Consider the following 24,926-nt stretch of genomic DNA (forward strand, 5'->3'; position numbering starts at 1 on the left):
TCCTTGAAGTAAGACGGAGAAACTCATGGCTCAACATTTTGACTATATCTGCCTAGGCGCAGGCAGCGGCGGTATCGCCTCAGCAAACCGAGCAGCAATGCGTGGCGCTAAGGTTCTACTCATCGAAGCCAAACACGTAGGTGGCACCTGTGTAAACGTAGGCTGTGTGCCGAAAAAAGTCATGTGGTATGGCGCCCATGTTGCCGAAGCGATGAACCTTTACGCCAAAGATTATGGTTTCGACGTCACTGTTAATAAATTCGATTGGAATACCTTGGTCGAGAACCGCGAAGCCTACATTGGCCGTATTCATGATGCCTACGGCCGTGGTTTTGCCAACAACAAAGTGACCCTGTTAAATGGCTACGGCCGTTTTGTCGATGGCAACACTATTGAAGTGGATGGCGAACATTACACCGCCGATCATATCCTTATCGCCACTGGCGGCGCGCCGACTATTCCGAATATTCCTGGTGCCGAATACGGTATCGACTCCGATGGTTTCTTCGCCCTGCGTGAGCAACCAAAACGCGTTGCCGTTGTGGGCGCGGGCTATATCGCCGTTGAAGTCGCTGGCGTGTTACACGCTCTGGGCAGTGAAACTCACTTATTAGTGCGTAAACATGCGCCGCTGCGTAACTTTGACCCCATCTTAGTCGATGCCCTCGTTGAAGCCATGGCGACCGAAGGCCCTACATTGCACACCCATAGCGTACCAAAAGCTGTGGTTAAAAATGCCGATGACAGCCTGACACTGAGCTTAGAAAACGGTGAAAGCATCACAGTCGATTGCCTAATTTGGGCGATTGGCCGTTCACCAGCGACGGGCAATATCGGCTTAGAAAACACCGAAGTGCAAGTAGATAGCAAAGGCTATGTCATCACTGACGAGCAGCAAAATACGACCCACAAAGGAATTTACTGTGTCGGCGACATTATGGCGGGCGGCGTAGAGCTCACACCTGTTGCGGTTAAAGCGGGCCGTTTGTTATCCGAGCGTTTATTTAACGACATGACAGATGCCAAAATGGATTACAGCCTGATCCCAACGGTCGTGTTCAGCCATCCACCCATTGGCACTATGGGCTTGACCGAACCAGAAGCCCGTACTCAATACGGCGATGATAACGTCAAAGTGTATACCTCGACGTTTACCTCAATGTACACCGCCGTCACGGCCCATCGCCAAGCCTGTAAGATGAAGTTAGTTTGCGCTGGCAAGGACGAAAAAGTCGTCGGTATTCATGGTATTGGTTTTGGTATGGACGAAATCCTCCAAGGTTTCGGCGTCGCTATGAAAATGGGTGCAACTAAGGCCGATTTCGATGCGGTTGTTGCTATCCACCCAACGGGCGCTGAAGAATTCGTTACCATGAGGTAAAAGCGATTTTTGCTTTGATTTCATCATATTTAGGGCCAGCTAATGCTGGCCCTAATTGATCGCAGATAGCATAAAATCATTAACTCTCACGCGACTTTCCTATAATCTCGACTGAGTACTTTGCATTTTAAACCCATAGCGCGGTTATCGCTGCGCCACTGTAATCGGGATGAATAGCGTAATGCTTAAAGAACTCGCGTTCGATGGTTTGTTATTTAGTCCATTAATTATCTTTATCCCCTTAGCTTTTCTGCTTTCCTGCATCACTCGCTTGGTGCTCTATCAAACTGGGCTCTATCACAAGCTGTGGCGCGAAGCTTGGTTCGAAGTTGGGCTGTTTATCTGCTATCTGGCGTTGGTCATTTACTTGCTTGGGAGTTGATTGTTCATGGGAAAAATCTTTCGTATCAGCCTCACCCTCATTGTGGTCGCGGTTGCAGGTATCGCGGGACATTGGATATGGTCACACTACCTTTATTCTCCTTGGACTCGCGACGGCCGAGTTCGCGCCGAAATCATTACCATAGCGCCAGATGTGTCCGGTTGGGTGAACCAACTGAATGTAAAAGACAATCAAATCGTCAATAAGGGTGATGTGTTGTTCACTGTGGACGATACCCGCTACAAGGCCACCATTGCCGAATTGAATGCCAAAGCGGAAAGTCAAAAATTGGCATGGGAACTGGCAAAACATAAGTACAAACGTCGTATCGGTTTGACCAATGACAACTTGGTCAGCAAAGAAACCTTCGACGAAGCCTTTATCAATACCGAACTGGCAAGAACCAGTTATGAACTCGCACAGGCGCAATTAAATACCGCCAAAATTGACTTAGCGCGAACGCAAATTCACGCTCCCGAAAACGGCACACTGATCAATTTAAGCCTGCGTAATGGCAACTATGTCAGCAAAGGCAACTCAGTATTTTCGCTGGTCAAACAAGATTCTCTCTATATCACAGGCTATTTTGAAGAAACCAAAATCCCCTTGGTTCACATAGGTCAAAACGCCGATGTCAGCCTGATGAGTGGCGGCCATGTCTTGCATGGCAAAGTGACCAGCATAGGTAAAGCAATCGCCAATACCAATGTCACTACTAATGGACAGTTATTGCCGCAAATCGGCCAAACCTTTAATTGGGTGAGGTTGTCGCAGCGTATTCCGGTCGATATCCAGCTACATAGCATTCCTAAGGACATAGAGCTGAGCGTCGGCATGACAGTTTCCATCCAGCTACAAACTGACAAATAGTCATTATGACGCTGTTACTGAAGAGTTTATTCTTTCCAGACCGACGAACCCTCATCTTCGCGATTAAAGGCGTGATCTCGATGGCGCTCGCCTTATATGTGGCCATGTTCTTAAATCTAGAACGGCCATATTGGGCGCTGGTGTCGGCGGTATTTCTGCAAATCCGCCCTGAAAGCGGGCTCGTGATCGAAAAGGGCTTATGCCAAATCGGCGGCACCTTAGTCGGCGCGCTCGCGGGGATTGCCATACTCAACTGGTTTACGCCCTATCCCGAACTCGCCTTAGGATTACTCGCCTGCTGGATAGGGCTAAATTCTGGGTTGTCGGCCATGGTACGCCAGCAAAACTTTGTCTATGCCTTTGCTATGGCGGGCATGACCGCCTGCTTGATAGTGCTCATTGTGATGGCAAGCCCGAGCACGGCCGATAGCGCAAAAATATTCGATGTGGCGCAGTCGAGGATCAGCGAGATTGTTGTTGGGGCGATATGCGCCGTCTTGGTCAGCTCGCTACTTTGGCCAACCAAGGTAAAATATAGTCTGCAACTGCATGCTAAAAACACAATTAATCATACGCTTAACTATCTTGCATTAGAACTCGATTTACAGGGGGAACACGCGAGTCGCCATGAACATATCGACACGATTATGGAGTCAGTATCGGCGCTGAGTGACGACTCCAGCGCGGTGATTTATGAAGGCCCCGAAGGACGCGGGCAGAGCCATGCGGCGAACTTTCTCTGCAATAAAACCCTTTCGCTATTGGCGGCAATCCAAATATTTGGCCGGCTGCAACGTAATCATTCCCATCTTGTTAGCGAACCACTCGCGAAAACATTAGCCAATATGCGCAGTAGTTTTACCTTGATGGCGCAATCCAGTGATTACCAAGAATGCTACAAAATGGCGCGCACCTTGAGGTATCAACTCCAACAAAACCTGATGCAATACCGCGACCGCGCGCCGTTAGAGACGCGCTTACTCAAAGTCGCGATGGAATTAAGCGCCGATCTGATCATGGTGCTCAAGAGCTACAACGTGCTGACCAGTCACTCTGCGGTACAGCTCAACGCGCCGCCGATGGAGTTTCACCGAGACCCATTAATAGGCGTTACCACGGGCCTGCGCAGCATGGCGGTGTTTGTCATTGGGGCTTCATTGTGGATTGGCACAGGGTCGAGCGCGGTCCTCATGATGATCCTGCTGCCCGTGGTCTTTTCCATCATGATGGCGCGCCAACCACTGCCGATGTTAACCACGATTTTGCGGCGTATTCTTGTCGGCATCACTATCGCTGTACCGCTCACAGTGTTTTACGCTTTACCTTTGCTGGCACAGAGTAGCGGCGATTTCGAAATCCTGGTTTTAGTGCTCGCTGGGCCGTTTTTTATCGGCTTACTCGCCTTGGCTAATCGACCGACCTTGCCCTATGGGCTCGGCATTTGCGTGCCGTTTGCTGTGTTAGTGCAGCCCAGCAATACCATTTCATTTGCGATAGAAAACACCGTCAGCAATGCCTTAGCGATTTTTGTTGGCGTTACTGTGCTGTATTGGTTATTTAAATTGATTACCGAACCTAGCCAGCGGTTGATGCAATATCGTCTGCTGCAATCCATCCAAAAAGATCTGGTGCATATCGCGCAGCATGATGATCCTGAGCCTTGGTTTAACGCCCGCATGGGCGATCGACTGCTGCGGATCGCCGGTTACGAAAAAGGCTCGGGCAAGAGTTCGAGGGTATTTACCGATCTGGTGTTTACGGCACTTAATCTAGGCCATGTGTCGATTCGGATGCGGCGCATGTTGCAGGGCATTTCAGATACGCACTTAAACTTAGGCTTAGAAAATGCACTCAACCTTTGGCAACACAATTTAGGTCAGGCATTTATCGCCTGCGCCCACGGACAAGTCGCAGAAGAGTTTAAAATCAGCAGCGAAGCCTTATTACAAGCGCTGGCCCAATGTCCGTTACCCAATGAACAATTCACTATGATTACTGGGATGTTTGAACGCATCACTTTAACCTTCGAACGTACTGCCCACAGTATCGCCGAGCAGAAAAACACCTCAGAAAAATAGTCAGTTCTCAAACTATTTCCCACCCCAAAAGCCACTCTTTTACTGCCACCAAAACCATTTAAATCCAATAGAAGCTTGATATTTGGCCGATAAAATGCCTTAATATAGTTAGATCACTAACTATATTGGTGATATAAATTCAATTATCAACCAAGGAGAAATTATGTCTACGGAGAACCCACCAGAGGAAAATCTCATCTCGCAAGTAGCAAGCTTTACCCGATTACACGCTAAGGAATCAATGCAGTTTATGTGTTTACTTGCAATATTAAGCACCTATCTCTTTGTCATTTTGAAACCGAGTATTATTCAAAATAACAAAGCGTTAGGAGAAAAATAACCAATGAATTACCTCGCTTACATTTCCTTAGCTATCTACTTTATCGTTATGCTCGCCATTGGCTTATTCGCTTACAAAAAATCCACCAGCGATGTGTCAGGCTATATTCTTGGCGGCCGTAAGGTAAGTCCACAGGTCACCGCACTCTCAGCGGGTGCGTCTGACATGAGTGGCTGGATGCTAATGGGTCTTCCCGGTGCTATGTTTTTGGTTGGTTTCGAAACCATTTACATCGCACTTGGGCTATTGATTGGTGCTCTAATCAATTACTTGGTCGTTGCACCAAAACTTAGGGTTTATACCGAGGTGGCGGACAACGCCCTCACTATCCCGGAGTTTTTTGCTAAACGCTTCGGCAATGCTAACGGCAGTATCCGTATTATTTCGGCCGTGATCATTGTGATCTTCTTTACCTTGTATACCTCAGCGGGTTTAGTGGCTGGCGGTAAATTGTTTGAGTCAGCATTTGGCCTGAACTACGACATAGGTTTAGTCGTCACACTAGCGGTCGTGGTTTCTTATACCCTGTTAGGTGGATTCTTGGCAGTGAGCCTCACTGACTTTGTCCAAGGCTGTATTATGTTTGTCGCCTTAGTCTTAGTTCCTGTCGTGGCATATCAAGAATTTACCAGCGCTGACACTATGTTGAACTTTGCGTATCAGTCGATTCCACACTTCACCGATGCGATGCAAAACGTCACTATGTTAGGGCTTATCTCAAGCTTATCTTGGGGACTCGGTTACTTTGGCCAACCGCATATTATTGTGCGTTTTATGGCGATTCGTTCAGTAGCTGACATTAAAACCGCCAGACACATAGGTATGGGCTGGATGACAGTGACCATTGTGGGTGCACTGGCAACAGGTCTTGTCGGTATCGCCTACGCCAATAAATTTGGTATGAAGCTGACCGATCCTGAAACCATCTTTATCGTGTTTTCTGAGTTATTGTTCCATCCGATCATTAGTGGCTTCTTACTGGCCGCCATTCTGGCCGCGATCATGAGTACTATTTCATCGCAGCTATTAGTGTCATCAAGCTCGCTAACGGAAGATATCTATCGCGTTATTTCGAAGAAAGAATCTACCGAGAAAGACATGGTGAAAATGGGACGCTTTGGCGTAGCAGGCGTAGCAATTGTCGCGAGTCTACTGGCGCTCGATCGTTCTAGCAGTGTGCTATCACTGGTGAGTAATGCATGGGCAGGATTCGGTGCCGCATTTGGTCCGTTAGTTTTGTTTAGCTTGTATAAAGCGAACCTAACCCACAAAGCCGCGATTGCCGGCATAGTGTCAGGCGCAGCTACAGTGTTGTTTTGGATTTATGCCCCAGTATTGGCAGATGGACAAGCCTTAACCACAGTGGTGTATGAAATGATCCCCGGCTTTGCCGTGAGCAGTGTGGTGATTTGGATAGTCTCGTTACTCGATACTGATCCCTGTGCCAAAACCACTAAATTATTCCATAAGGCTGGCCGTGTTTTAGCCGAAGACAGATGAGGCGCGCAGGTATGACTGACTTACCCTGGAAACGCATTGTCGTTAAGGTAGGTAGTGCCCTGATTGCACCCCACAAACAAGGTTGCAGCAGCCACTACTTACTCGGCATTGCCCAATTTATTACTTATTGTCGTGCCCAAGGGATCCAAGTTGTCTTGGTCTCTTCGGGCTCAGTCGCCGCGGGATGGCATCACTTTGGCGAGGTTGATAAACCTAGCGTCACAGTGAAGAAAGCCATGGCAGCAGCAGGTCAGGCCGATATGATGGCGACATGGAACAAGTTATTTGATTTCCCGACCGCACAGCTACTGTTAACCCACGGTGATTTACGCAATCGAGATCGTTACATCAGTATTAAAGATACGATTTTCAGCCTACTCGAACATGGGCTACTGCCTATCATCAACGAGAACGATGCCGTGACCGCCGACAAGCTCAAAGTTGGCGATAACGATAATCTCTCGGCCATGGTAGCCGCAGCGGCCGATGCCGATACACTGATTATCTGTTCGGATGTGAATGGGCTTTACACACAAAACCCCCATGAAAATCCCGATGCACAGCTTATCAAGCAGGTGACCGAGATTAATGCCGAAATCTACGCCATGGCAGGTGGCGCCAGCAGCGCCGTCGGCACTGGTGGTATGCGGACTAAGATACAAGCCGCCAAGAAGGCGATTTCCCACGGGATCGAGACCTTTATTATCAATGGTTTTGATGCTGACTCATTCAACCAATTGTTGAAGGGCCAAAACCCAGGAACCTTATTTACCCCCGATGAAAAGCCAATGCAAGATCACTTGCACTGGATGACACATACCTCGCAGGCTCAGGGCGAAGTCATTGTTGAAAATGACTTTAATATCTCCCTCGACATCCATAGCGAGCAATTGACCAGCGACGATGTCGTTGCCATTAATGGGGACTTTTCTGCCGGTGACACCATTTTAGTACGCAAAGGTGATGGTACTAAATTGGCCAAGGCCAAATCCAATTACAGCAGTTGTTTACTTAGCTTTATTACGGACCAAGACGATCGCGAGTTTGCCAGTGAATTTCAGCAAAAGACTGGACCGATCATCTCCGAGAAAAACATCGCCATTCTCGAATAAGCATCAGCCGAATAAAACTAAGCGAGTAAACATCTAAGCGGAGTAAATATGACTTTAATCAAAAACTTATCTCAAGAAGCTGCTAAAGCGGCTCTTATTCTCGCCCAAGTTGACGAACAGCTTAAAAATACTGTACTCCTCGACATGGCACGTTCATTACGTGAAAAGTCCTACGAAATCCAAAGCGCTAACTTGATTGACCTACACAGAGCAACAGCCGATAACGTTGCCCCCGCAATGCTCGACCGCTTAACGCTAACACCAGAACGCGTAGAAGCCATGGCAGTAGGCATTGAAACCATCGCTGCCTTGCCCGATCCGATTGGCAATGAACGTTATATTGGTCAACGACCTAACGGCTTATCCATCAGCAAGATGCGCGTGCCATTAGGCGTGGTTTGTATGATTTATGAAGCGCGTCCGAATGTCACCGCCGATGCGGGTGCCCTATGCTTTAAATCCGGTAATGCCGTGATTTTGCGCGGTGGTAAAGAGGCGCTGCACACCAGCAAAATTATCGCCACCATTTTGCAAAGTGTATTGAAACAATACGGCTTGCCCGAGGCGTTAATCACAGTGGTGCCCGATCCTGACCGTGCCCTGATGTTGGAACTAATGCAGCAACGAGATTATATCGATGTGATCATTCCCCGTGGCGGCGAAGGCTTGATTAACTTTGTGTCTGACAACAGTAAAATCCCAGTGATCCAGCATTTTAAAGGCGTGTGTCATTTATACGTCGATAAAGATGCCGATCTGGATATTGCTTTGGACTTACTGCTCAACGGTAAAACCCAGCGCACAGGCGTATGTAATGCCCTCGAAGCCCTATTAGTGCACCAAGAAATTGCTTCGCAATTCCTGCCTAAAGTGGCCAAAGCGCTGGCCGAGCATAAGGTTAAAATCAATGCTTGTACCCAATCCGGTGGCTACTTCGAAAACTGTACTTATATGGAAGAAGACGATTTCGGCCAAGAGTATTTAGATCTCGAAATCGCCATTCGCCAAGTCGATCACTTCGACCATGCAATCCAACACATTGCCCGTTTTGGTAGCCAGCACACCGAAGTGATTTGCACCGAAAACGAAGTCACAGCCGCACGTTTCCAACGTGCAGTTGATGCTTCAGTGGTGATGGTCAATGCTTCTTCGCGCTTCTCCGACGGCAGCGAACTCGGTCTTGGCGCCGAAATTGGCATCGCGACCTCTAAGCTACATGCCTACGGCCCAATGGGACTCGAGTCCTTGACCGCTGAGAAGTATTTAGTCTCAGGTACAGGCCAAGTGCGGGCGTAAACCTAAGGTGTAAATCACACTTTTAGGCTTAACAAGTCCGTTGAATTTCGATTCAATTGTAAAGATTAAAGGCCACAGTCGGTAACGACTGTGGCCTTTTTGTTGGCTAAAGGAACTTGAGTCACAACAGCCTGAGTTCCAAGTCGATGCCCTGAAACCAAGTTATAGTAAGGCATGCGCTACAAGCGCGGTTCCCACCGCGACCGCTTATCACAGCTCGCTGACAAACTATTCGCCAATAAGTTACAACCCCGCTTCAACAATTTACACATTGAGCATATTGCATTTATTTTCAACAAACCTATCATGCGATCGATTCTCATTTGCAACTATGTGCTTTATTTGCACTCAGGATCGCCAATCATCATTTAATCTGAAATCGCCTGAAAGGATTGAAATACCATGCCTCCCCTATCTGTTTTAACGTCATGGCGCTCGCCATTGATCCCTGTACTTCTCAGCACACTCACTTTGACGGTTCAAGCCAATACGGACCCTAAGCAGGATGAGAAAGAAGATACAGAACAGATAGAAAGATTAAACGTAGTAGGAACCTACACCCGAGCGGCAATGAATAGCGCCACGGGTTTGTCTATGTCACTCAAAGAAACCCCGCAAAGCGTCACTTTGATTACCGAAGAGATGATCAGTGACAAAGGTTTGATCACTATGGAGTCAGTGTTAAACCACACTCCGGGCGTCACTATGGTGGGTGATGCCTCTGAAAACAGTAAGATTTTCGTGCGCGGTTATGCACTCGACAGCGGTGTGCAAATTGACGGCTTAATCACAACCTCTTCATCTAATGTTTACAGCGGCTCAATTGATCAAGGTTTAGACCCTGTGATTGCCGAACGAGTTGAAGTGTTAAAAGGTGCGGCCGGGATCTTAAGCGGCTTAGGTGAACCTTCTGCCACGGTTAACTTTATTCGTAAACGCCCAACGGATGATACCCGCGCCACTGCAAGTGTCAGTTATGGCTCGTGGAATACCTATAGATTAGAGGCCGATGTTTCTGGCTGGCTAACGGATTCAGGCAATGTGAAAGGTCGATTCGTCAGTGCGGTGAAGAAAGGCGATTCGTTTATCGACCGCTATCAACGCGATACCACAGTGCTTTATGGCGTGGTTGAAACGAGTCTAGGTACAGATACTAGCTTGTCACTGTTTGCGGACTATCAAAAATCGCAAACCGATGGCGTGTATAACTGGAACTCTAATCCTGCATTTTATACCGATGGCACAGCTGTCGAGTTCGGCCGCAGTTATTCCAGCTCACAGGACTGGACCCATTGGGACGTGACCCAAAAAAGTCTCATGGCCGAGTTTAAACATAGATTCGATAACGACTGGTCACTCGTCAGTGCCTACCGTATTGCTAACGCCACCATAGATGCATTGGCCTTTTACCCTGGCGACAACATAGTGAAATCAACCGGCGAGTTTGTCGGCCCTTGGGGCGATACTTATGCCGCCCAGCATGATAGAGAATCCGATACCAACAGCTTCAACCTGTACGCCACGGGTAATTTCGACTTACTCGGCCGTGAGCACAGTGCGGTGATCGGTTTTAACTATGGTGACAACGAGTTTGACAACATCAACACGAACTCCACACCCCAACGTCGCTATAACGTGGCAGATCAAGGCAATTATCCCAAGCCTAATCTGCCTAATTCACCCACCAATGGCCAAAAAAATGAACAAAGCCAATCGGGTGTTTACGGCACGGTCCGTATCAATGTATTGGATTCACTGAAGTTAATGGTCGGCGGACGCGTGAGTAACTGGTCCTACGAAAAACATGATCTCGTTGGCAATAGCACAGATGCGACCATGGAAAAAACCGGCATTTTCATCCCCTACTATGGCCTAGTCTACGATGTGACCGAACAAATCTCTGTCTATGCCAGCCGTACTGAAATTTTCAAACCCGGCACATATTTTGGTGAAGATGGCCAACTACTCGACCCCGCAGAAGGCACCAACGTCGAAGGCGGCATCAAGGTCGCACTGTTCGATGACACCCTCAATATGTCAGCGGCAATCTACGAAACCAATAAAGACAACGAACCCGAATATGCGGGTAAAGGTCAGCTACCTTCTGGGGATTTTATCTACGAGAGCGTCGATGGCATTACCACCAAGGGCTACGAGCTAGAAATTGCCGGACGGCTTACCGATCGTTGGGATATCAGTGGCGGTTATACCCATAACGACGCGGAAGATAAAGATGGCCTACGCCGCCAAACCTATCTCCCCGAAGATATTTTCAAACTGACCACTAAGTATAACTTTGAAGACATCCTCCCCGGCGTTACTGCGGGCGCAAGCTGGCGCTGGCAGAGCAGCACCTTCTATCAAGGCACTATTTGGGGTGTCGATGGCGCGCCGAATGTGGCTTACCGCCAAGCACAATCCGCCTACTCACTCGTTGACTTGATGTTTGGCTACCAAATAACACCGTCGATTTCGATGCAAGTGAACATCAACAATATCTTCGACAAAAACTATAACCGCTCACTCTGGGGTTACGCAGACTTTGGCGAGCCACGTAATGCCACGCTGTCATTACGTTGGACGCTGTAAAATTTTGCACGCCTCCCTAAACAATATTAAGGATAATTAAATGAAACAAGTACTTGTACTACTCACTTTACTCGGCGGTATCGCCTTTTCGGCTCAAGCACATGAAGTATGGCTTGAGCGCAGCAGCGATGGTTCGGTCAAAGTGCAATTTGGTGAACCGGGTTCAGAGTACGCCACAGCCGAAGAGTTAGCGTCGTTAAGCGCGGCACGAATTTTCGACGCCAATGCCAAAGCGCCGCTGACCGCCACGGCGCAAGCCGATCATTTGCTGGTTAAAACCCAAGATGGCAAGAGTGATGTCAGTTTCTATGCCGATACCGCGTGGCAGCCATGGAAAACCGAAACCGGATTGCAGGCCGCAATACTCTATGCCCGCACGGGACAAGAACACACCAAAGCGCTGCAAGATTTTGAATTTACGCCAGTAAAGTCAGGCGCTCCCGAGTTTGTGCTTAGCTATAAAGGCGCGCCACTGGTGAATCATCCAGTGCAAGTGTATCGCCCCGGTTTTTGGAGCAAGTCTTTCACTACCGATGCCCAAGGTAAATTCGCCCTCGATACCCCAGATGCAGGCCGCTACTTGCTCGTCAGCAACCACACCACAGAAGGCAAACAAACACTGGCTGGCAACGAGGTTGATAGCGTTTTACACATCACCACCACAAGTTTTATCACTCAGTAACAATCTTAATAGTGAGATGGAGTTAACGTGCGGTATTTAATGATAGGTTTATACCTGCTGTGTTTTGCAGTCCACGCAAGCGCAGTACCTGTAACAGTCGCCTTGCCCCAAACTGGCAGCACCAATGAACTGTTGCCACTCAGTGGCACCATTAAATCCGCACGGGTGGCTCGCTTATCGGCACGTACCGATGGCCTAGTAGCCAAAGTGCTGGTCGATGCAGGCTCCCAAGTCCGCGCAGGCCAGCCTTTACTCGCACTCGACGATACCTTAGCCGTACATCAATTAGCACAGCGTCAAGCCGATGTAATAGCCGCTAAGACCATACTGGCAGAAAAGCAGCGACTCCTCACCGAGGCGCAAACACTCAGCGCTCAGCAGTTATTCCCCGAAACAGAGCGCGCGATTCGCCAAGCGGCGTTAACCGAGGCCGAAGCCAATCTGCAGAGTTTAACGGCAGCACTCGCACACCAAAAAGAGGTAGTCGCCCGTCACCAACTGATGGCGCCGTTTGCGGGGGTGATTTCCAGCAAACAAACTGAAACCGGTGAATGGGTTAATGTCGGCACTGAAATCTTCACCTTAGTATCCCAAGAACAGCTCTGGCTCGACATTCAAGTGCCGCAGGAAATGTTCCAAAGCGTAGCCACTGCGACTCACGTGGACATTTCCGCCGACATGCTGCCTGAACAAGCGTTTATCGGCCATGTGAATGCCCTTGTCCCTGTGAGCGACCACAATGCTCGCAGCTTCTTGGTACGCTTAACCATTCCCGAAGCGGATGGACTTTTGATGCCCGGTACATCGGCCACTGCGACCTTCCACTTACAGCGAGCGCAACACAGTGTTGTCGTGCCGCAAGATGCGCTAGTCCGTCACCCGGACGGCCAGTTCAGCGTCTTTACCGTGCAAAACAACATAGCCCAACGCCATACCGTTCAAGTGGGCCATACGAGCGCCATCGGGATTGAAATCCTCAGTCCATTACCCAAAGATGCGCCCGTGGTGATCCGCGGTAACGAGAGCCTACAGGACCAACAGTCAGTCTCTGTGCTCAACTCTGTCATAGGAGGTTAGTGGGATGCTGAAGTTTGGTATTAAACATGGCACCTTACTGTCGGTCATCGTCTTGATATTCTGCGTGTTGGGCACGGCTGCCGCACTGCGTATCCCAATCCAAATGATCCCCGACTTAGATGTGCGCACCATCAGTGTCGCCACAGGTTGGCCGGGAGCAACGCCGCAAGACGTTGAAAAAGAAATTCTACTTGAGCAGGAACGCTACCTGCGCACCTTGCCCAACTTACAACGCATGACATCTTGGGCCGATACAGGTTCGGCATGGATAGAACTCGAATTCCCCCAAAGCACTGAGATCAGTGACGCGCTTATTCGTGTTAGCAATGCGCTCAGCCAAGTATCGTCTTATCCAGAAAACGTCGACCAACCAAGGCTTTACAGCAGTTCATATTCAGACAACGCTTTCATGTATTTCCGTCTCGTGCCTGTCGCAGGCAACCCGCTGAATCTAGACATAGACATGATGCGCGATTTCGCGAACGACTTTATTCGCCCACAAATGGAACGCGTCAAAGGCGTTTCCTCCGTCACCATTCAAGGCGGCGCTGAACGACAAATCCAAATACGGCTCGATCCCGCCAAACTCGCCCAACGCGGCATCAGCATTATGGATGTACGCCAAGCCATTAGAGATCGCAACAAGGACACCTCTGCGGGCGATATCGACAGTGGTAAAAAACGTTATTTATTGCGGGTGATTGGCCGTTTCGAGGATTTAAACCAACTTAAGCAACTGATTTTAAAACGCCAAGGTAATACGAATATTCTGCTGCAAGACGTGGCCGAGATAAAACTAGACCACGCCGAGATCCGTGAGCTGTCATTTGCCGAACAAGAACGTACCCTCAGCTTAGCGGTTAAGCGGGACGTCGGTTCTAACGTTATCGCCATCAAAGCCGCTATGATGCCTGTGGTAGCGCAGATCAATCAAAATCAACTCGCCCAGCACGCCATGCAATTAGAGCTATTCAGTGATGATGTGCGCTATGTGCAAGATTCGGTTGAAAATGTGTGGGTTAATTTGGGCCTAGGCGCATTGCTGGCAACCTTAGTCATGTACCTCTTTTTGCGCTCGAGTCGAGCCACCCTGATAGGCGTTATCGGTATTCCGCTGTGTACCTTAGCCGCCTTCGTCGGGCTGCTGGTGTTTAATCGCACTATTAATGTCATTTCACTGGCGGGTGTTGCCTTTGCCATAGGCATGACGGTCGATAACAGCATTGTGGTGCTCGAAAGCATTGAACAAGCGCGCAGACGCGGATTAGAGCGTCTCGAAGCAGCCATAAGTGGTATCTACGATGTCTGGCCCGCAGTATTAGCCTCGACGCTCACCACAGTACTAGTGTTTGTACCCATTCTATTTATCAAACAAGAAGCGGGACAACTGTACTCGGATATCGCGATTGCCATCGCTTCATCAATTATCGCTTCTATGCTGGTCGCGGTGTTCATCGTACCCGCCGCTATTGCCCGTTTTGGTTTCGGTAAGATGCACTCGGCGCAGACAAACCAAAGTGAGCCCCCCAAAGCATCACGCATATTGAGCTTAGTCAGCCAACTTGTACTGTCGGCAAGACGCCGCACCTTTGTGATTGTGCTGTCACTCGTCTCGACGATCGGGCTTGCGGCTTGGCTGATGCCTCCGGCCGAATATTTACCCGAAGGCGAAGAACCAAAAGCCTTTACTTCTATGGTCGCGCCGCCGGGTTACAACCTATCCGAAATGGCTAAAATTGCTGAAGAATTAACGACTCAGCTTTCAGCGAGAGTCAATGTCGAGGCGGCATCCTTTGAACGTGGTGAGCAAAAAATTCCGCCACTAAAATACTATACCCTCAGCGTGGGTGTCGGCAGTATTTGGGTGATGAGCGAGCCCGTTCGCAGCCAAGATATGGATGCCATGATGAGCTCACTCACCGCCTTATTTGAGCAATATCCTGGTATGCGCGCCTATTCATCGCGGGGTTCCATTATTTCCAGCAACGATGGCGGCACCCGCGCAGTCGCCTTGGATATTTCTGGCCCGAATCAAGCCAGCCTCTATCGCGCTGCCGAAGCGGCGTATCAAGCGGCGGAAAAAGTATTTGCCGAACCTCAGCTGTATTCAGACCCATCGACCTTGTCGCTAGATCAACCCCTGTGGCAGATTTCCCCTCGCTGGCAACGTCTTGTAGAGCAAGATTTTAGCGGCAGTGAGTTTGGCTATGCGGTTTCGGCACTGAGCGATGGCGCCTATGTCGACGAGTTTTTCCTTAATGATAACAAGGTTGATATCTTCCTCTTTAGCCTTGCAGGCAATCAACAGAGCCTGTCGCAATTAGCGCTCGCACCAATAGTGACGCCTAAGGGCAATGTGTTGCCACTGCAAGCCTTGGCCGATATTAGCGAGCAGATGGATAGCGACAGTTTACGCCGCGTCGATGGCCGCAGAACCGTGACCCTTTACATCATTCCACCGCGCGCCATTGCGCTGGAAACCGCAGTGGCTAAGGTGCGGGAAGAACTAGTCCCTATCCTCTATCAACAAGGGGCTGTCGGCAAAGATGTCAGTTTGGATATTTCGGGCGCAGCCGATCAACTCGAAGCGACGAAAGCGGCACTCTCCAGCAATTTTCTGGTCGCCGTGTTGATCATCTACTTGTTATTAGTCGCAATTTTTAATCACTGGGGTTATCCGTTATTTGTGCTGATCACTATCCCGCTCGGGCTCGCAGGCGGTTTAGTCGGCTTACAAGCGCTTAATTATACTGGCAGCTTATTTGCGTATCTTGGCGGCCAAGGTTGGCACCAACCCTTTGATATGATTACCATGCTGGGATTTTTAATCCTGCTCGGCACAGTCGTTAATAACCCGATTTTGATCGTGGAACAGAGCCGTAAAAACCTGCAATCAGGTCAGTTTGGTGTCGTTGATGCCGTAAAATCTGCCGTCGCCAGTCGATTACGACCAATTCTAATGTCCACCGCGACGACCTTGTTTGGCTTATTACCGCTGGTGTTATTCCCCGGTGCTGGCAGCGAACTCTACCGCGGTGTTGGCATAGTGGTATTGGCAGGTCTTATCGTGGCAACGCTACTCAGCTTAACCTTTTTACCCGCCCTGTTAATCTCTGTGCTATCCCGCACCCACAAGACAAATTCAGCAGAAGTGGCACACCATCATGACTGAAAAAACCAACATGACTCCACCGTTAACACAAAGACTGATGCGCAGGAAAACGTCAGCCATCTGGAGCGATAGCCTGCACATAGGCAATCGCTGCCTCGCAGCAACCTTTGGCGGCTATTTGTTAAGTGCAGTAGCGACTATTTTATTCGCGCAAATCCTGCCGTTATCTCAGGTTGATCGGGTGTTAACCGCCATGATGCTGTCATTTACTGTGTACACCTGCGCCGTGATTTGGGTGTTCAGCGTTAAATCAACATGGCGATACTGGCTGGATTTATTCGCGCTCAGCGGTCTGCTGTATTTAGCTTACCTCGCCGCTAAAGCGTTTGATGCTACAAGTGCTCAAGGGAGTGGATTATGAAAGACTCCTTTTTTCGTTCAATGACTTGGCTACACACTTGGGTTGGATTACTCACCTGCTGGGTGTTGTTTCTGGTTTTTTTTGCCGGAACAGCGGCCTATTACCGTGCTGAAATCAACCTGTGGATGCAACCCGAAAACCACGGCAGCCAATATGATGCCAATGCGGATAATCAACAATTGATACTCAAGGGCCTCACGTCCTTGGCACAACAAGCGCCTGACGCTGAGTCATGGTGGATTTACTTACCAACACAACGGATGCCATTACTGACCTATGCATGGAGCGATCCCGCCGCTGAAGGCCAGCGATTTGGTGATTATCATCAAGGCTTTATTAACCCTGCGACAGGTGAAGCCTTACCTAAAGCACGGGAAAGCCGAGGGGGCGACTTTCTCTATCGACTGCATTTCGACTTGTACTACATGAGTGTGCTCACGGCGCGTTGGATTGTCGGCTTTTGCACTATGTTCATGCTGGTCGCCATCAGCAGCGGGATAGTGATCCACAAACGTATTTTTAAGGATTTTTTTAGTTTTCGCCCCGGAAAAGGCCCGCGCTCTTGGTTAGATGCCCATGTCGCCAGCTCAGTTCTCGCATTGCCCTTTCATCTTATGATCACTTACACCGGCCTAGTGACTTTGATGTTTATGTATATGCCATGGGGACTTAACACGCAATATGGTGATGAAACTCAAGCCTTTTATTCGCAATGGAAACCCATTTATAGCTCAAGTGTCCCTAGCGGTGAAGCCGCCACTATGCAGAGTCCGCAGCAACTGCTTGCAAGCCTTAATGCTGCCATGCCCATGAGTGATGAAGCGTCGAGTCCAATAGAGATGCTACAGGTCGAGCACTTGAATGATGCCAATGCCAAGGTAACAGTTCGAATGAGTCCAGAACACAGCTTAAACCAGCAAGCACCTTGGTATCGCTTCAGCGCAGTAACGGGGAAATTAACTGAAGAATCAACGGCTACATCGGCAGCGAATAAAACCCAAAGCACTATGATAGCGCTTCACAGCGGCCGCTTTGCTGGCCAAGGTTTGAGATTATTATATTTACTAGCAGGGATTACAGGCTGCGTGATGATTGCGACGGGCGCCATCATGTGGGCAGAAAAACTCGCTCAGAAACAACAAAAAAGCGGCCAGTTCAAACCCGGCTTAGCCTTAGTACAAATGCTGAATCTGGCAACTTTTGCAGGTCTTCCCATAGCGTTAGCGAGTTATTTCTACGCCAACCGACTCTTACCCGTCAGCTTTATGGATAGAGAAAACTGGGAAATCCATTGTTTCTTTATCAGTTGGGCGTTAGTCGCACTGCTCGCTTGCTTCAAACGAGATAAACAGACATGGCAACGACTCTTTTTACTCACAGCCTTACTTTATGGCCTGCTACCCCTGCTCAATGCTATGACTTCGCAGTATCAGCTGATGAGCAATCTACAGCGCCAAGCCTATGTTCTCGCAGGATTTGATCTGATGATGCTCGCCCTTGCAGCGCTGTTTTACATGGCAGCTAAACGCTTGCGTAGCTCCCAAAAAGTACGTGCTGCACAAGTAACCAAAGCGACCGCAGAATTAGGAATCGAATCATGACAGCCACAAGCGAGTTATTAACCTGTTTTATCGCCATGGGGCTGTTGGCATTGTCTTATTTTAGCCACCACCGCGCCGTGCGTAACCGCCCGTTAACCGATGCACAGGCACGCGGATTTCGCACCGCTGGTACTGCAACGCTCGTCCTGTGCTATTGGCTTGCCAGTCGTCACTATGGCCCCGCGTACGCCAGCGTATTACTGCTCGGCTGGGTGTTTTTGAGTTCGATAATCCTAGTGATTTTAATCAGCTACAAACCTCGCTGGCTACAACCCATATTACCCGCCAGCGCCGTAGTGTGCTTGCTCGGCTTGTTATATTAACCAATGATTTTAAACACAAAATCACGTCAACCATGAGCGAGACTGATTGATAAAAAATCATAGAGTAGGGATTGTGAGATGAGTTCTTTTTAAAGCGCTAAACACATGAGTGACGACATAACTAATGATTAAGCACTCTCATTCCAGTGACTCGCCGTGAATATATCCCTATAGGCTCGACGGCGGCATCTGATGTAGAAGGACCTACGAATGTCGCGATCACATGGATGTGAAAGAGCGACCATGCCGCCAACGGTCACTTACATGCGAGTGCTTAATCTCAACAACTCAATACAAACCTTAAGTACGCTCTTTCAAGTTTTACAAATAGACCTAGATAGTTCGGTAAAGCCCCTTACAAAGGCTTCAAATAAACCGAAAGTACCCAAGCAACTTGGTTTTTATATAAAAAGACCTTCCAGTCACCACTGGTGGTAATAACTTCAATACGATCTCCTTTTAAAAGTGAGCCGAGTAGATATCCATTACGATTAGGCTTATCTCTAACATTGAGCTTATCTACTTTAACTTCAAATACTTGTACATTCTCAGATGTAGGTTCGCTGGTTCCTTTAACCCCAGAGGATTGGCTATTATTTGCGCCGTACAATGTAGACGATTTATAGCTCTGACTTGATGTTCCAACATGACAAGTTTTACTCCACGAAATGCATGAATTACCACATGGTTGGCCTTTCTTACAGTTTTTAGCGTAAGCAACTGATGTCAAATTACTCATTAAAATTACTAGCACTAGCAACCATAGCCTATTCATATTTAGTTCCTTTAATGTTCTTTCCTCACACCCAAAAGACATGACAGGCAAATCTCTTCTGGCCTAAATTTCATACTTAATGCCGCAGAATACTATTCCCCTCGGAGTTGCCGCAGGGCGAATGGCAAATTCGCGTGAGTCTCGCCATGGATGGCGAGCTAGCTTTCGCAGGTGCATGGACGCATCCTTCGGAAGCGATAGCAAATTTGCCAATGAGCACAAGGAGCTTTCAACTCCGTTGGGGGCGTCATGGAGTATCCAAGGAGGATAGGACGAGCAGTCCTCCTTGGTCGGGTGTGGGGTGAAGCACCACGACTTTCTCGGCCGTAAGGCCGCAAAACTCAACGTAAATCATATAGTATTTACGTTGCCCCATCACACTGTGATTTACCTGCTTGATAGCAACTCGGTTGGCGTGGGCAGACTGCGCCGCGGGAGCAAATCAGGCGGGCGTCGTTTTTGATCCCGCGCTCTATCCAGTTGATATTGAGGATTTTTGCGACGCTGACCAGATCACTTTTAATGTGTTTTGGAATAGTGACTGAACCGCCACTGGCGACACAGGCATCTTTCAAATCGTGGGCGATTGAGAGAGCATCTTTGCCTTGGGCTTCAATCGCCGGATTCAAATCAATACCGGCGCAGAGGACATGCGGGTTGCCCGCCGAATCTTCGACCTTAATTGACTCGCAGCAGTAAATGCGTGGTTCATTGCCGACGTTTAAAATAGAAATCTGTGCCGAAGTGCCGACCGTTGGCTCGCTGATCATCCTAAAGACTGCCCAATGCTGGCAGGGATCTACCACTAACCGCATATTGCCCCAAGGCAGTGGGATCCCGTTGCCGCGATAAACCGCCTTGAGCTTGCCCGGTGCGTAAGCGTCGAAATAATGCCAATGGGGATAAGGAGAGACGACAGTCATGCGCCGCATGGCGACCGAGGCTGACACTTGCAGTTGCTTGTGTACTTCAATCTCGTAACCGTGGCGGTCGAGTAATTGGCGATAAGGCACTTTAGGGCACAGCAGCGCACCGGCAAAAAAGCTCGATTCAAAGTCACGCCACGCATGCAAAATGTCCTGCGCGTTCAAGGTATTGGACTGCATACCCGCTTCTTCGTCCACTTCCTCTTTACGGCCTGAGGTCATCACACTCTTGAGGCCGTCTTTGTTGTGCAACACACAATGACCTATGTGCACGGCTAAGTCATATTTGAGTCTATTAGGACGATTTTTGAGGATTTTATTCACATAAATCGTGCTCGGCGGCTCGAAAAATGAGGTGACTAACTGGCGTGAACTCACGCCCATATCGTCGATCACTTCCTGCGGCGTGCTATCTATCCATTTGATTTTTAATCCCATGCCCTTGGCAATATCCAGCATATCGTCCAGAGATAAGGGCATACGCTTGAGACCGACTTCTTCGGCGGCACGTTCAAGATCGGGGAAATGATTTTGATGGTGTTCTTGATGGGCGCGGATCAATAAATGGGCAAACTGCCGACCTGAGATCCCCGTCTGCGACAGCATTTCTGGTATCGCGATTTGCAAAATATCATTGGAAAACAAAAAGCTGGGTTCGAGCGCCATACCGCTTATGCCACCACGTCGGCCTTTATCTGGCGTAATAGCGCTCTCTTCGGGCACATCGTCGAGGAACCAGTCGGCATCTTTTTGAAAAACGGCGGCGATCACAGCCAGCATTCCGGCACTCGGCACTCGTTTTCCACGCTCGATCATCGACAAATATGACACAGAGGGCGCACTTCCGGCGTCGACTCGAATGCAGCGTGCCGACAAATCTTCCATGGTTAAGTTATTACGTTTCCGTAGGTTACGTATTTTTGTCCCTAGGAAGTGTGATTTTCTCATCAAGCTCTGGTCATTGCGCATTTTGTAAAATTCACAGTGTAAAATTTTTATTGTGAAATTGTAGTCAAAAAAAGACTAGACTACAAATTAAGCAATCGAGAAACGACTCAAGCAAACCAGCGGAGTCAGCCCATTCAAGAAATGCTTAACCACTAACCCTTAAAGCGGGCAAGCACTTAAAGCGGACAAGCCAAGTTGAAAACAAACTTTGATAAGCCAAAAGTTAAATCAAAACCCTGAATTTTTTAAATTGAAAGAGTGAGAGGAACGAGCGATGAATATGTCAATTATCAAGAGCAACCAGATCCAACCGAATCTAAACAGCCTCATCGCAGAAGAAGTGCTAGCCGTGGCCCAAGTGAATGTCGCCGAGCACGAAAAGATCGCCAATGCGAAACAATTCCTCGACCGCCTCTTTCCACTCAACTCTGGTTCACACCAAGATGTGAGCAGCTATGTGGTTTACTACCAACACCTGTTGGCCTTTTTTGCCGACGGCAGCCACAGTGGTTTACGTCAGCCAAAACAGTTTGTGGCTTTTAACGGCACTAAAGATGCGCCTTGCGCCATAGTGTTGCAGGACCTAGGTTGCCACGTTGAACTCAGTTTCGATCGCAATGGCATGATAGGTGCGAGAGACGTTGCCAATCTGGAAGATATCCAAATCGAAACGTCATTAAACATGGTAGTCGGAACACAAGAGTCACGTTCAGCCGCATCGCGCCATTGGCTCAGCCTATTACATGCGGGTATGTCTAGCGCTAACGACACCCAAGATAAGTTGTTTACCGCAAAGGATGGCAGCGATTACAACTTGAAAAGTATCGTAAATTTATAATTTCACGCTCTGTAACCTCGCCATTTATAATCCAGCTAAGAAGATGAACTGAGCACAGTTCATCTTCTTCGATTTACCCTCCTGCTTTGCCAAACCTTCTAAGAGTCAATAAAACTGATTAACTAGATAAGTTTAATTGATTTTATTGATGATAATACTCACAGCTATAATGCCCCCTTGCATCTGTCTCCATGATCAATCCCCATTGATCGCCATTTTGTATCCGTCGCTTAATGTGAAGATCTATGGTTGGAACGATAAAACCGAATCGCTCGAGCCTAAGGCGTTATGAATTCTTCATCGATATCACAGCAAGATAATAAGACTCATCGCATCGTTTTCATCTGTGCGGGCTTGTTATGCCTCGCGCCTTTTATCTCGTCGCCCATGGCGCTAGTCTTAGGTTTTACCTTAGCCAGCCTTGGCTGGGTACCTGTGCAATGGAATATTGCCGCTCTCACCAAAAAACTCCTGTCTTATTCGATCATTGGCTTAGGATTTGGGATTAACTTAAACGCAGCGATAGAGGCGAGCACCCACAACTTCGGCTTGATAGTTGGCTCAATCTTTTTCACCCTCAGCTTAGGGTTTGTGCTCACCCGCGCACTGAAATTTGATCATGTCACGGGCCACTTAATCGCCTCTGGTACCGCTATTTGTGGTGGCAGCGCCATTGCCGCTGTGGCTCCGGCCATCAATGCGCGTAACGATCAAACTGCCACTGCGTTAGCCTGTGTGTTTGTGCTGAACTCAGTCGCGCTATTTTTATTCCCCGCACTCGGCCATTTGCTCAATATGAGCCAATACAATTTTGGTGTGTGGAGTGCCATCGCCATCCACGATACTTCATCGGTTGTCGGCGCGGCTTCAGCCTATGGCGATGAAGCCTTAAAAACCGCCACCACCATAAAACTCGCCCGCGCCCTGTGGATTATCCCCATCGCACTGGTCAGCGCTATGCTGTTTGGTGGCGATAAGCGCAAACTTAACCTGCCGTATTTTATCGGTTTTTATTGTTTAGCCATTGCTGTGGCGCATTGGTTACCGCAGTTTAACGCTGTTTATGACACCTTGTTTATGATGTCGAAACGGGCATTAGTCCTGTGTTTGTTTTTGATTGGTGCAGGAATTACAGTGCAGAAAATGCGGGCGAGTGGCCCCAAACCTTTGTTGCTTGGGGTCATGCTGTGGGCAGCGATTGGTATCACGTCTTTAGTGTATATTCTTTATTTTCAATAAGTATGGTTTAGCAGAAAGCCAGTCTACTCTGCCGTCGGCTTCATTCGCCAAGCCCAGCAGAAGACGCCTACAAAGGCGGAGAATTCGATAAGTGAACGCACGAGTCCTGTGGTTTGCGTCGAAGCGACCAAGGCAATCAGGCAAAACACGATAATCAGCCAGTTTTTCAATTGCATCTTCCTGCAAACTTAGGGATGCTCATTATTGTTTAGAACTAAAAACTCAGCAAATATCGATTTTTAATAACAAATAGCTATAACAACTAAGCCAATCCAGCGTTGATTAAGCCGCCTTAGAACTTGATGCCGCTTCATTCGCAGCAAGATCTTGATTATGTTCTTGAATAAAGTCTTCCATAAACCAAGCACAGAAAGTGTGGCGTCCATCCACAGCCGCTTTGCCATAAATGGTCGATGCCTGTTGCCTGACAGTTTTTTCTTTAGTCTGGCGAACTTCGGCAATTTCTTTAAAACTTAAGCCTTTAAGTAATAAAAATGCCACTTGCTGCTCACTCTTAGTAAAGCCCCAAGTCTCGAATTGCTGCGATACAGCTTGGCTGTATTCTTGTCTGGCAGAGCGCATTTGCGTCGACATATTGTCGATTTTCTTATCCGCATGCTCCAACCGTTTAGCCAACGCTTTCACTTCGCGGGAACGACGAATAAGGTCATAACTTAAGTACATGGCACCAATCACAGTGAGCACTAATAACATGGCTTCCTGGGCAATATGCCATTGGGGAATGCCCAATTGAATGTCGGATGAGATGTCAAAAAGCTTAAAGCATATGATCAAGGCCAACAGACCAATAATGACAAGATCCTTCATCGAAAAACTCCTAAATAAAAGCAAAATCAACCAATTAATTTATGGGACATATGTACCATAGACGGTTTTATGATACATGTCCCCCACGACTTTCGCCCACCAATCCCTACACTGACAGCACACTTTATTACCATAGAATCGTCCTATGTCTGTCAGTACGTCTTGTATCAAGTTATGTCTGTTGGCGACCTTAGTCAGCAGCAGTTTCCTGTGCCACGCCGCGAATTCCGAGCTATCTCAAGCACTCTCCACCAGCCAAGCTAGATTACATTCTCTATCTAAATCGGGCGGCCAGTTACCGCAATCGCAAATAAGCTTAAGTAGCTCATCTTGGCTCAATGGCCTGCCGAGCATTAGCCTGAGTCACTTAGGTAGCCTAGATAATGGTAACAGCTACGAGCAGGAACTCTCACTCAATTTGCCAATAAAATCCCCTGCTTTGCACAGCAGCGACAAGCAGATTAAACAACTCACCCAAAGCATTCAGGCGCAACAAGTCGCGCTGCAAGGTCTGTATTTATCGGGATTATTGCGACAAAGCCTGTGGGAACATCGTCTTGCTGCAGTGAAACTGGCCCAATTAGATCGTAAGAGACAATTGCTCGACA

Annotated in this window: 21 protein-coding genes and 1 pseudogene; 18 read left to right on the top strand and 4 right to left on the bottom strand. The window is 48.4% G+C overall.

The annotated features are described in order from the left end of the window. Positions 1 to 25 precede the first annotated feature (25 nt). The 15 genes from gorA (at position 26) to BM607_RS16500 (ending at position 18,764) form a co-directional block, all read left to right on the top strand. Complete coding sequence (gorA, locus tag BM607_RS16430; RefSeq protein WP_071940271.1) at positions 26 to 1,381, top strand: glutathione-disulfide reductase; 1,356 nt, start codon at positions 26 to 28, stop codon at positions 1,379 to 1,381. A gap of 181 nt (positions 1,382 to 1,562) precedes the next feature. Continuing rightward, a complete protein-coding gene (locus BM607_RS16435; protein WP_006079439.1) occupies positions 1,563 to 1,763 on the top strand; it encodes a DUF1656 domain-containing protein in 201 nt (66 codons plus the stop codon). A 6-nt stretch (positions 1,764 to 1,769) separates the two neighbouring features. After that, positions 1,770 to 2,633, top strand: coding sequence for an HlyD family secretion protein (locus BM607_RS16440; protein WP_071940270.1), 864 nt, complete (start codon positions 1,770 to 1,772; stop codon positions 2,631 to 2,633). A gap of 5 nt (positions 2,634 to 2,638) precedes the next feature. Further along, positions 2,639 to 4,711 (top strand): FUSC family protein, encoded by a 2,073-nt coding sequence (locus tag BM607_RS16445; RefSeq protein ID WP_071940269.1) that lies wholly within the window; start codon positions 2,639 to 2,641, stop codon positions 4,709 to 4,711. A 163-nt stretch (positions 4,712 to 4,874) separates the two neighbouring features. Next, complete coding sequence (locus tag BM607_RS21940) at positions 4,875 to 5,051, top strand: hypothetical protein (RefSeq protein ID WP_006079436.1); 177 nt, start codon at positions 4,875 to 4,877, stop codon at positions 5,049 to 5,051. Between the two features lie 3 nt (positions 5,052 to 5,054). Continuing rightward, on the top strand, positions 5,055 to 6,551 hold the full coding sequence (putP, locus tag BM607_RS16450) for a sodium/proline symporter PutP (protein ID WP_006079435.1): 1,497 nt from the start codon (positions 5,055 to 5,057) through the stop codon (positions 6,549 to 6,551). 11 nt (positions 6,552 to 6,562) lie between these two features. After that, a complete protein-coding gene (gene proB, locus BM607_RS16455; protein ID WP_006079434.1) occupies positions 6,563 to 7,663 on the top strand; it encodes a glutamate 5-kinase in 1,101 nt (366 codons plus the stop codon). Positions 7,664 to 7,711: 48 nt separating this feature from the next. Further along, positions 7,712 to 8,959: a glutamate-5-semialdehyde dehydrogenase gene (locus BM607_RS16460; RefSeq protein WP_012588921.1), complete on the top strand. Its 1,248-nt coding sequence runs from the start codon at positions 7,712 to 7,714 to the stop codon at positions 8,957 to 8,959. A gap of 402 nt (positions 8,960 to 9,361) precedes the next feature. Continuing rightward, positions 9,362 to 11,548, top strand: coding sequence for a TonB-dependent siderophore receptor (locus tag BM607_RS16470; protein ID WP_071940267.1), 2,187 nt, complete (start codon positions 9,362 to 9,364; stop codon positions 11,546 to 11,548). 40 nt (positions 11,549 to 11,588) lie between these two features. Then, complete coding sequence (locus BM607_RS16475) at positions 11,589 to 12,230, top strand: nickel transporter (protein ID WP_071940266.1); 642 nt, start codon at positions 11,589 to 11,591, stop codon at positions 12,228 to 12,230. A gap of 27 nt (positions 12,231 to 12,257) precedes the next feature. After that, on the top strand, positions 12,258 to 13,307 hold the full coding sequence (locus BM607_RS16480; protein WP_071940265.1) for an efflux RND transporter periplasmic adaptor subunit: 1,050 nt from the start codon (positions 12,258 to 12,260) through the stop codon (positions 13,305 to 13,307). Positions 13,308 to 13,311: 4 nt separating this feature from the next. Beyond that, positions 13,312 to 16,479, top strand: a complete 3,168-nt coding sequence (locus BM607_RS16485) for an efflux RND transporter permease subunit (RefSeq protein ID WP_071940264.1) — start codon at positions 13,312 to 13,314, stop codon at positions 16,477 to 16,479. Further along, positions 16,472 to 16,840 (top strand): hypothetical protein, encoded by a 369-nt coding sequence (locus tag BM607_RS16490; RefSeq protein WP_071940263.1) that lies wholly within the window; start codon positions 16,472 to 16,474, stop codon positions 16,838 to 16,840. The genes BM607_RS16485 and BM607_RS16490 overlap by 8 nt, the downstream gene beginning before the upstream one ends. Continuing rightward, the gene (locus BM607_RS16495; RefSeq protein ID WP_071940262.1) at positions 16,837 to 18,441 is read left to right on the top strand and encodes a PepSY-associated TM helix domain-containing protein; all 1,605 of its coding nucleotides are present in this window, start codon (positions 16,837 to 16,839) and stop codon (positions 18,439 to 18,441) included. Before BM607_RS16490 ends, BM607_RS16495 begins: the two co-directional genes overlap by 4 nt. Then, the gene (locus BM607_RS16500) at positions 18,438 to 18,764 is read left to right on the top strand and encodes a DUF3325 domain-containing protein (RefSeq protein WP_071940261.1); all 327 of its coding nucleotides are present in this window, start codon (positions 18,438 to 18,440) and stop codon (positions 18,762 to 18,764) included. Before BM607_RS16495 ends, BM607_RS16500 begins: the two co-directional genes overlap by 4 nt. Before the next feature lie 355 nt (positions 18,765 to 19,119). Here the strand turns inward: BM607_RS16500 and BM607_RS16505 are convergent, their stop codons facing one another. Both BM607_RS16505 and BM607_RS16515 read right to left on the bottom strand, forming a co-directional pair. Beyond that, positions 19,120 to 19,539, bottom strand: coding sequence for an SH3 domain-containing protein (locus BM607_RS16505; RefSeq protein WP_071940260.1), 420 nt, complete (start codon positions 19,537 to 19,539; stop codon positions 19,120 to 19,122). Positions 19,540 to 19,901: 362 nt separating this feature from the next. After that, positions 19,902 to 21,434, bottom strand: coding sequence for a DUF3612 domain-containing protein (locus tag BM607_RS16515; protein WP_071940259.1), 1,533 nt, complete (start codon positions 21,432 to 21,434; stop codon positions 19,902 to 19,904). A gap of 253 nt (positions 21,435 to 21,687) precedes the next feature. Between BM607_RS16515 and BM607_RS16520 the strand changes: the two genes are divergently transcribed. Beyond that, complete coding sequence (locus BM607_RS16520; protein WP_006084707.1) at positions 21,688 to 22,251, top strand: malate synthase; 564 nt, start codon at positions 21,688 to 21,690, stop codon at positions 22,249 to 22,251. A 288-nt stretch (positions 22,252 to 22,539) separates the two neighbouring features. After that, positions 22,540 to 23,490 carry a putative sulfate exporter family transporter gene (locus BM607_RS16525; RefSeq protein ID WP_071940258.1) on the top strand — a complete coding sequence of 317 codons (951 nt, stop codon included), beginning with the start codon at positions 22,540 to 22,542 and terminating at the stop codon, positions 23,488 to 23,490. A gap of 23 nt (positions 23,491 to 23,513) precedes the next feature. Here the strand turns inward: BM607_RS16525 and BM607_RS16530 are convergent, their stop codons facing one another. Next, a complete protein-coding gene (locus tag BM607_RS16530) occupies positions 23,514 to 23,660 on the bottom strand; it encodes a hypothetical protein (RefSeq protein ID WP_170927471.1) in 147 nt (48 codons plus the stop codon). Positions 23,661 to 23,772: 112 nt separating this feature from the next. Then, a complete protein-coding gene (locus BM607_RS16535) occupies positions 23,773 to 24,318 on the bottom strand; it encodes a LuxR C-terminal-related transcriptional regulator (RefSeq protein ID WP_006079428.1) in 546 nt (181 codons plus the stop codon). A gap of 145 nt (positions 24,319 to 24,463) precedes the next feature. On the opposite strand from BM607_RS16535, the pseudogene BM607_RS22185 reads away from it, so the two are divergent. Beyond that, positions 24,464 to 24,926, top strand: a pseudogene (locus tag BM607_RS22185) (metal transporter); the annotation flags it as partial.

The sequence above is a fragment of the Shewanella sp. SACH genome (genome assembly GCF_001887095.2).
Taxonomy (GTDB): Bacteria; Pseudomonadota; Gammaproteobacteria; order Enterobacterales; family Shewanellaceae; genus Shewanella; species Shewanella baltica.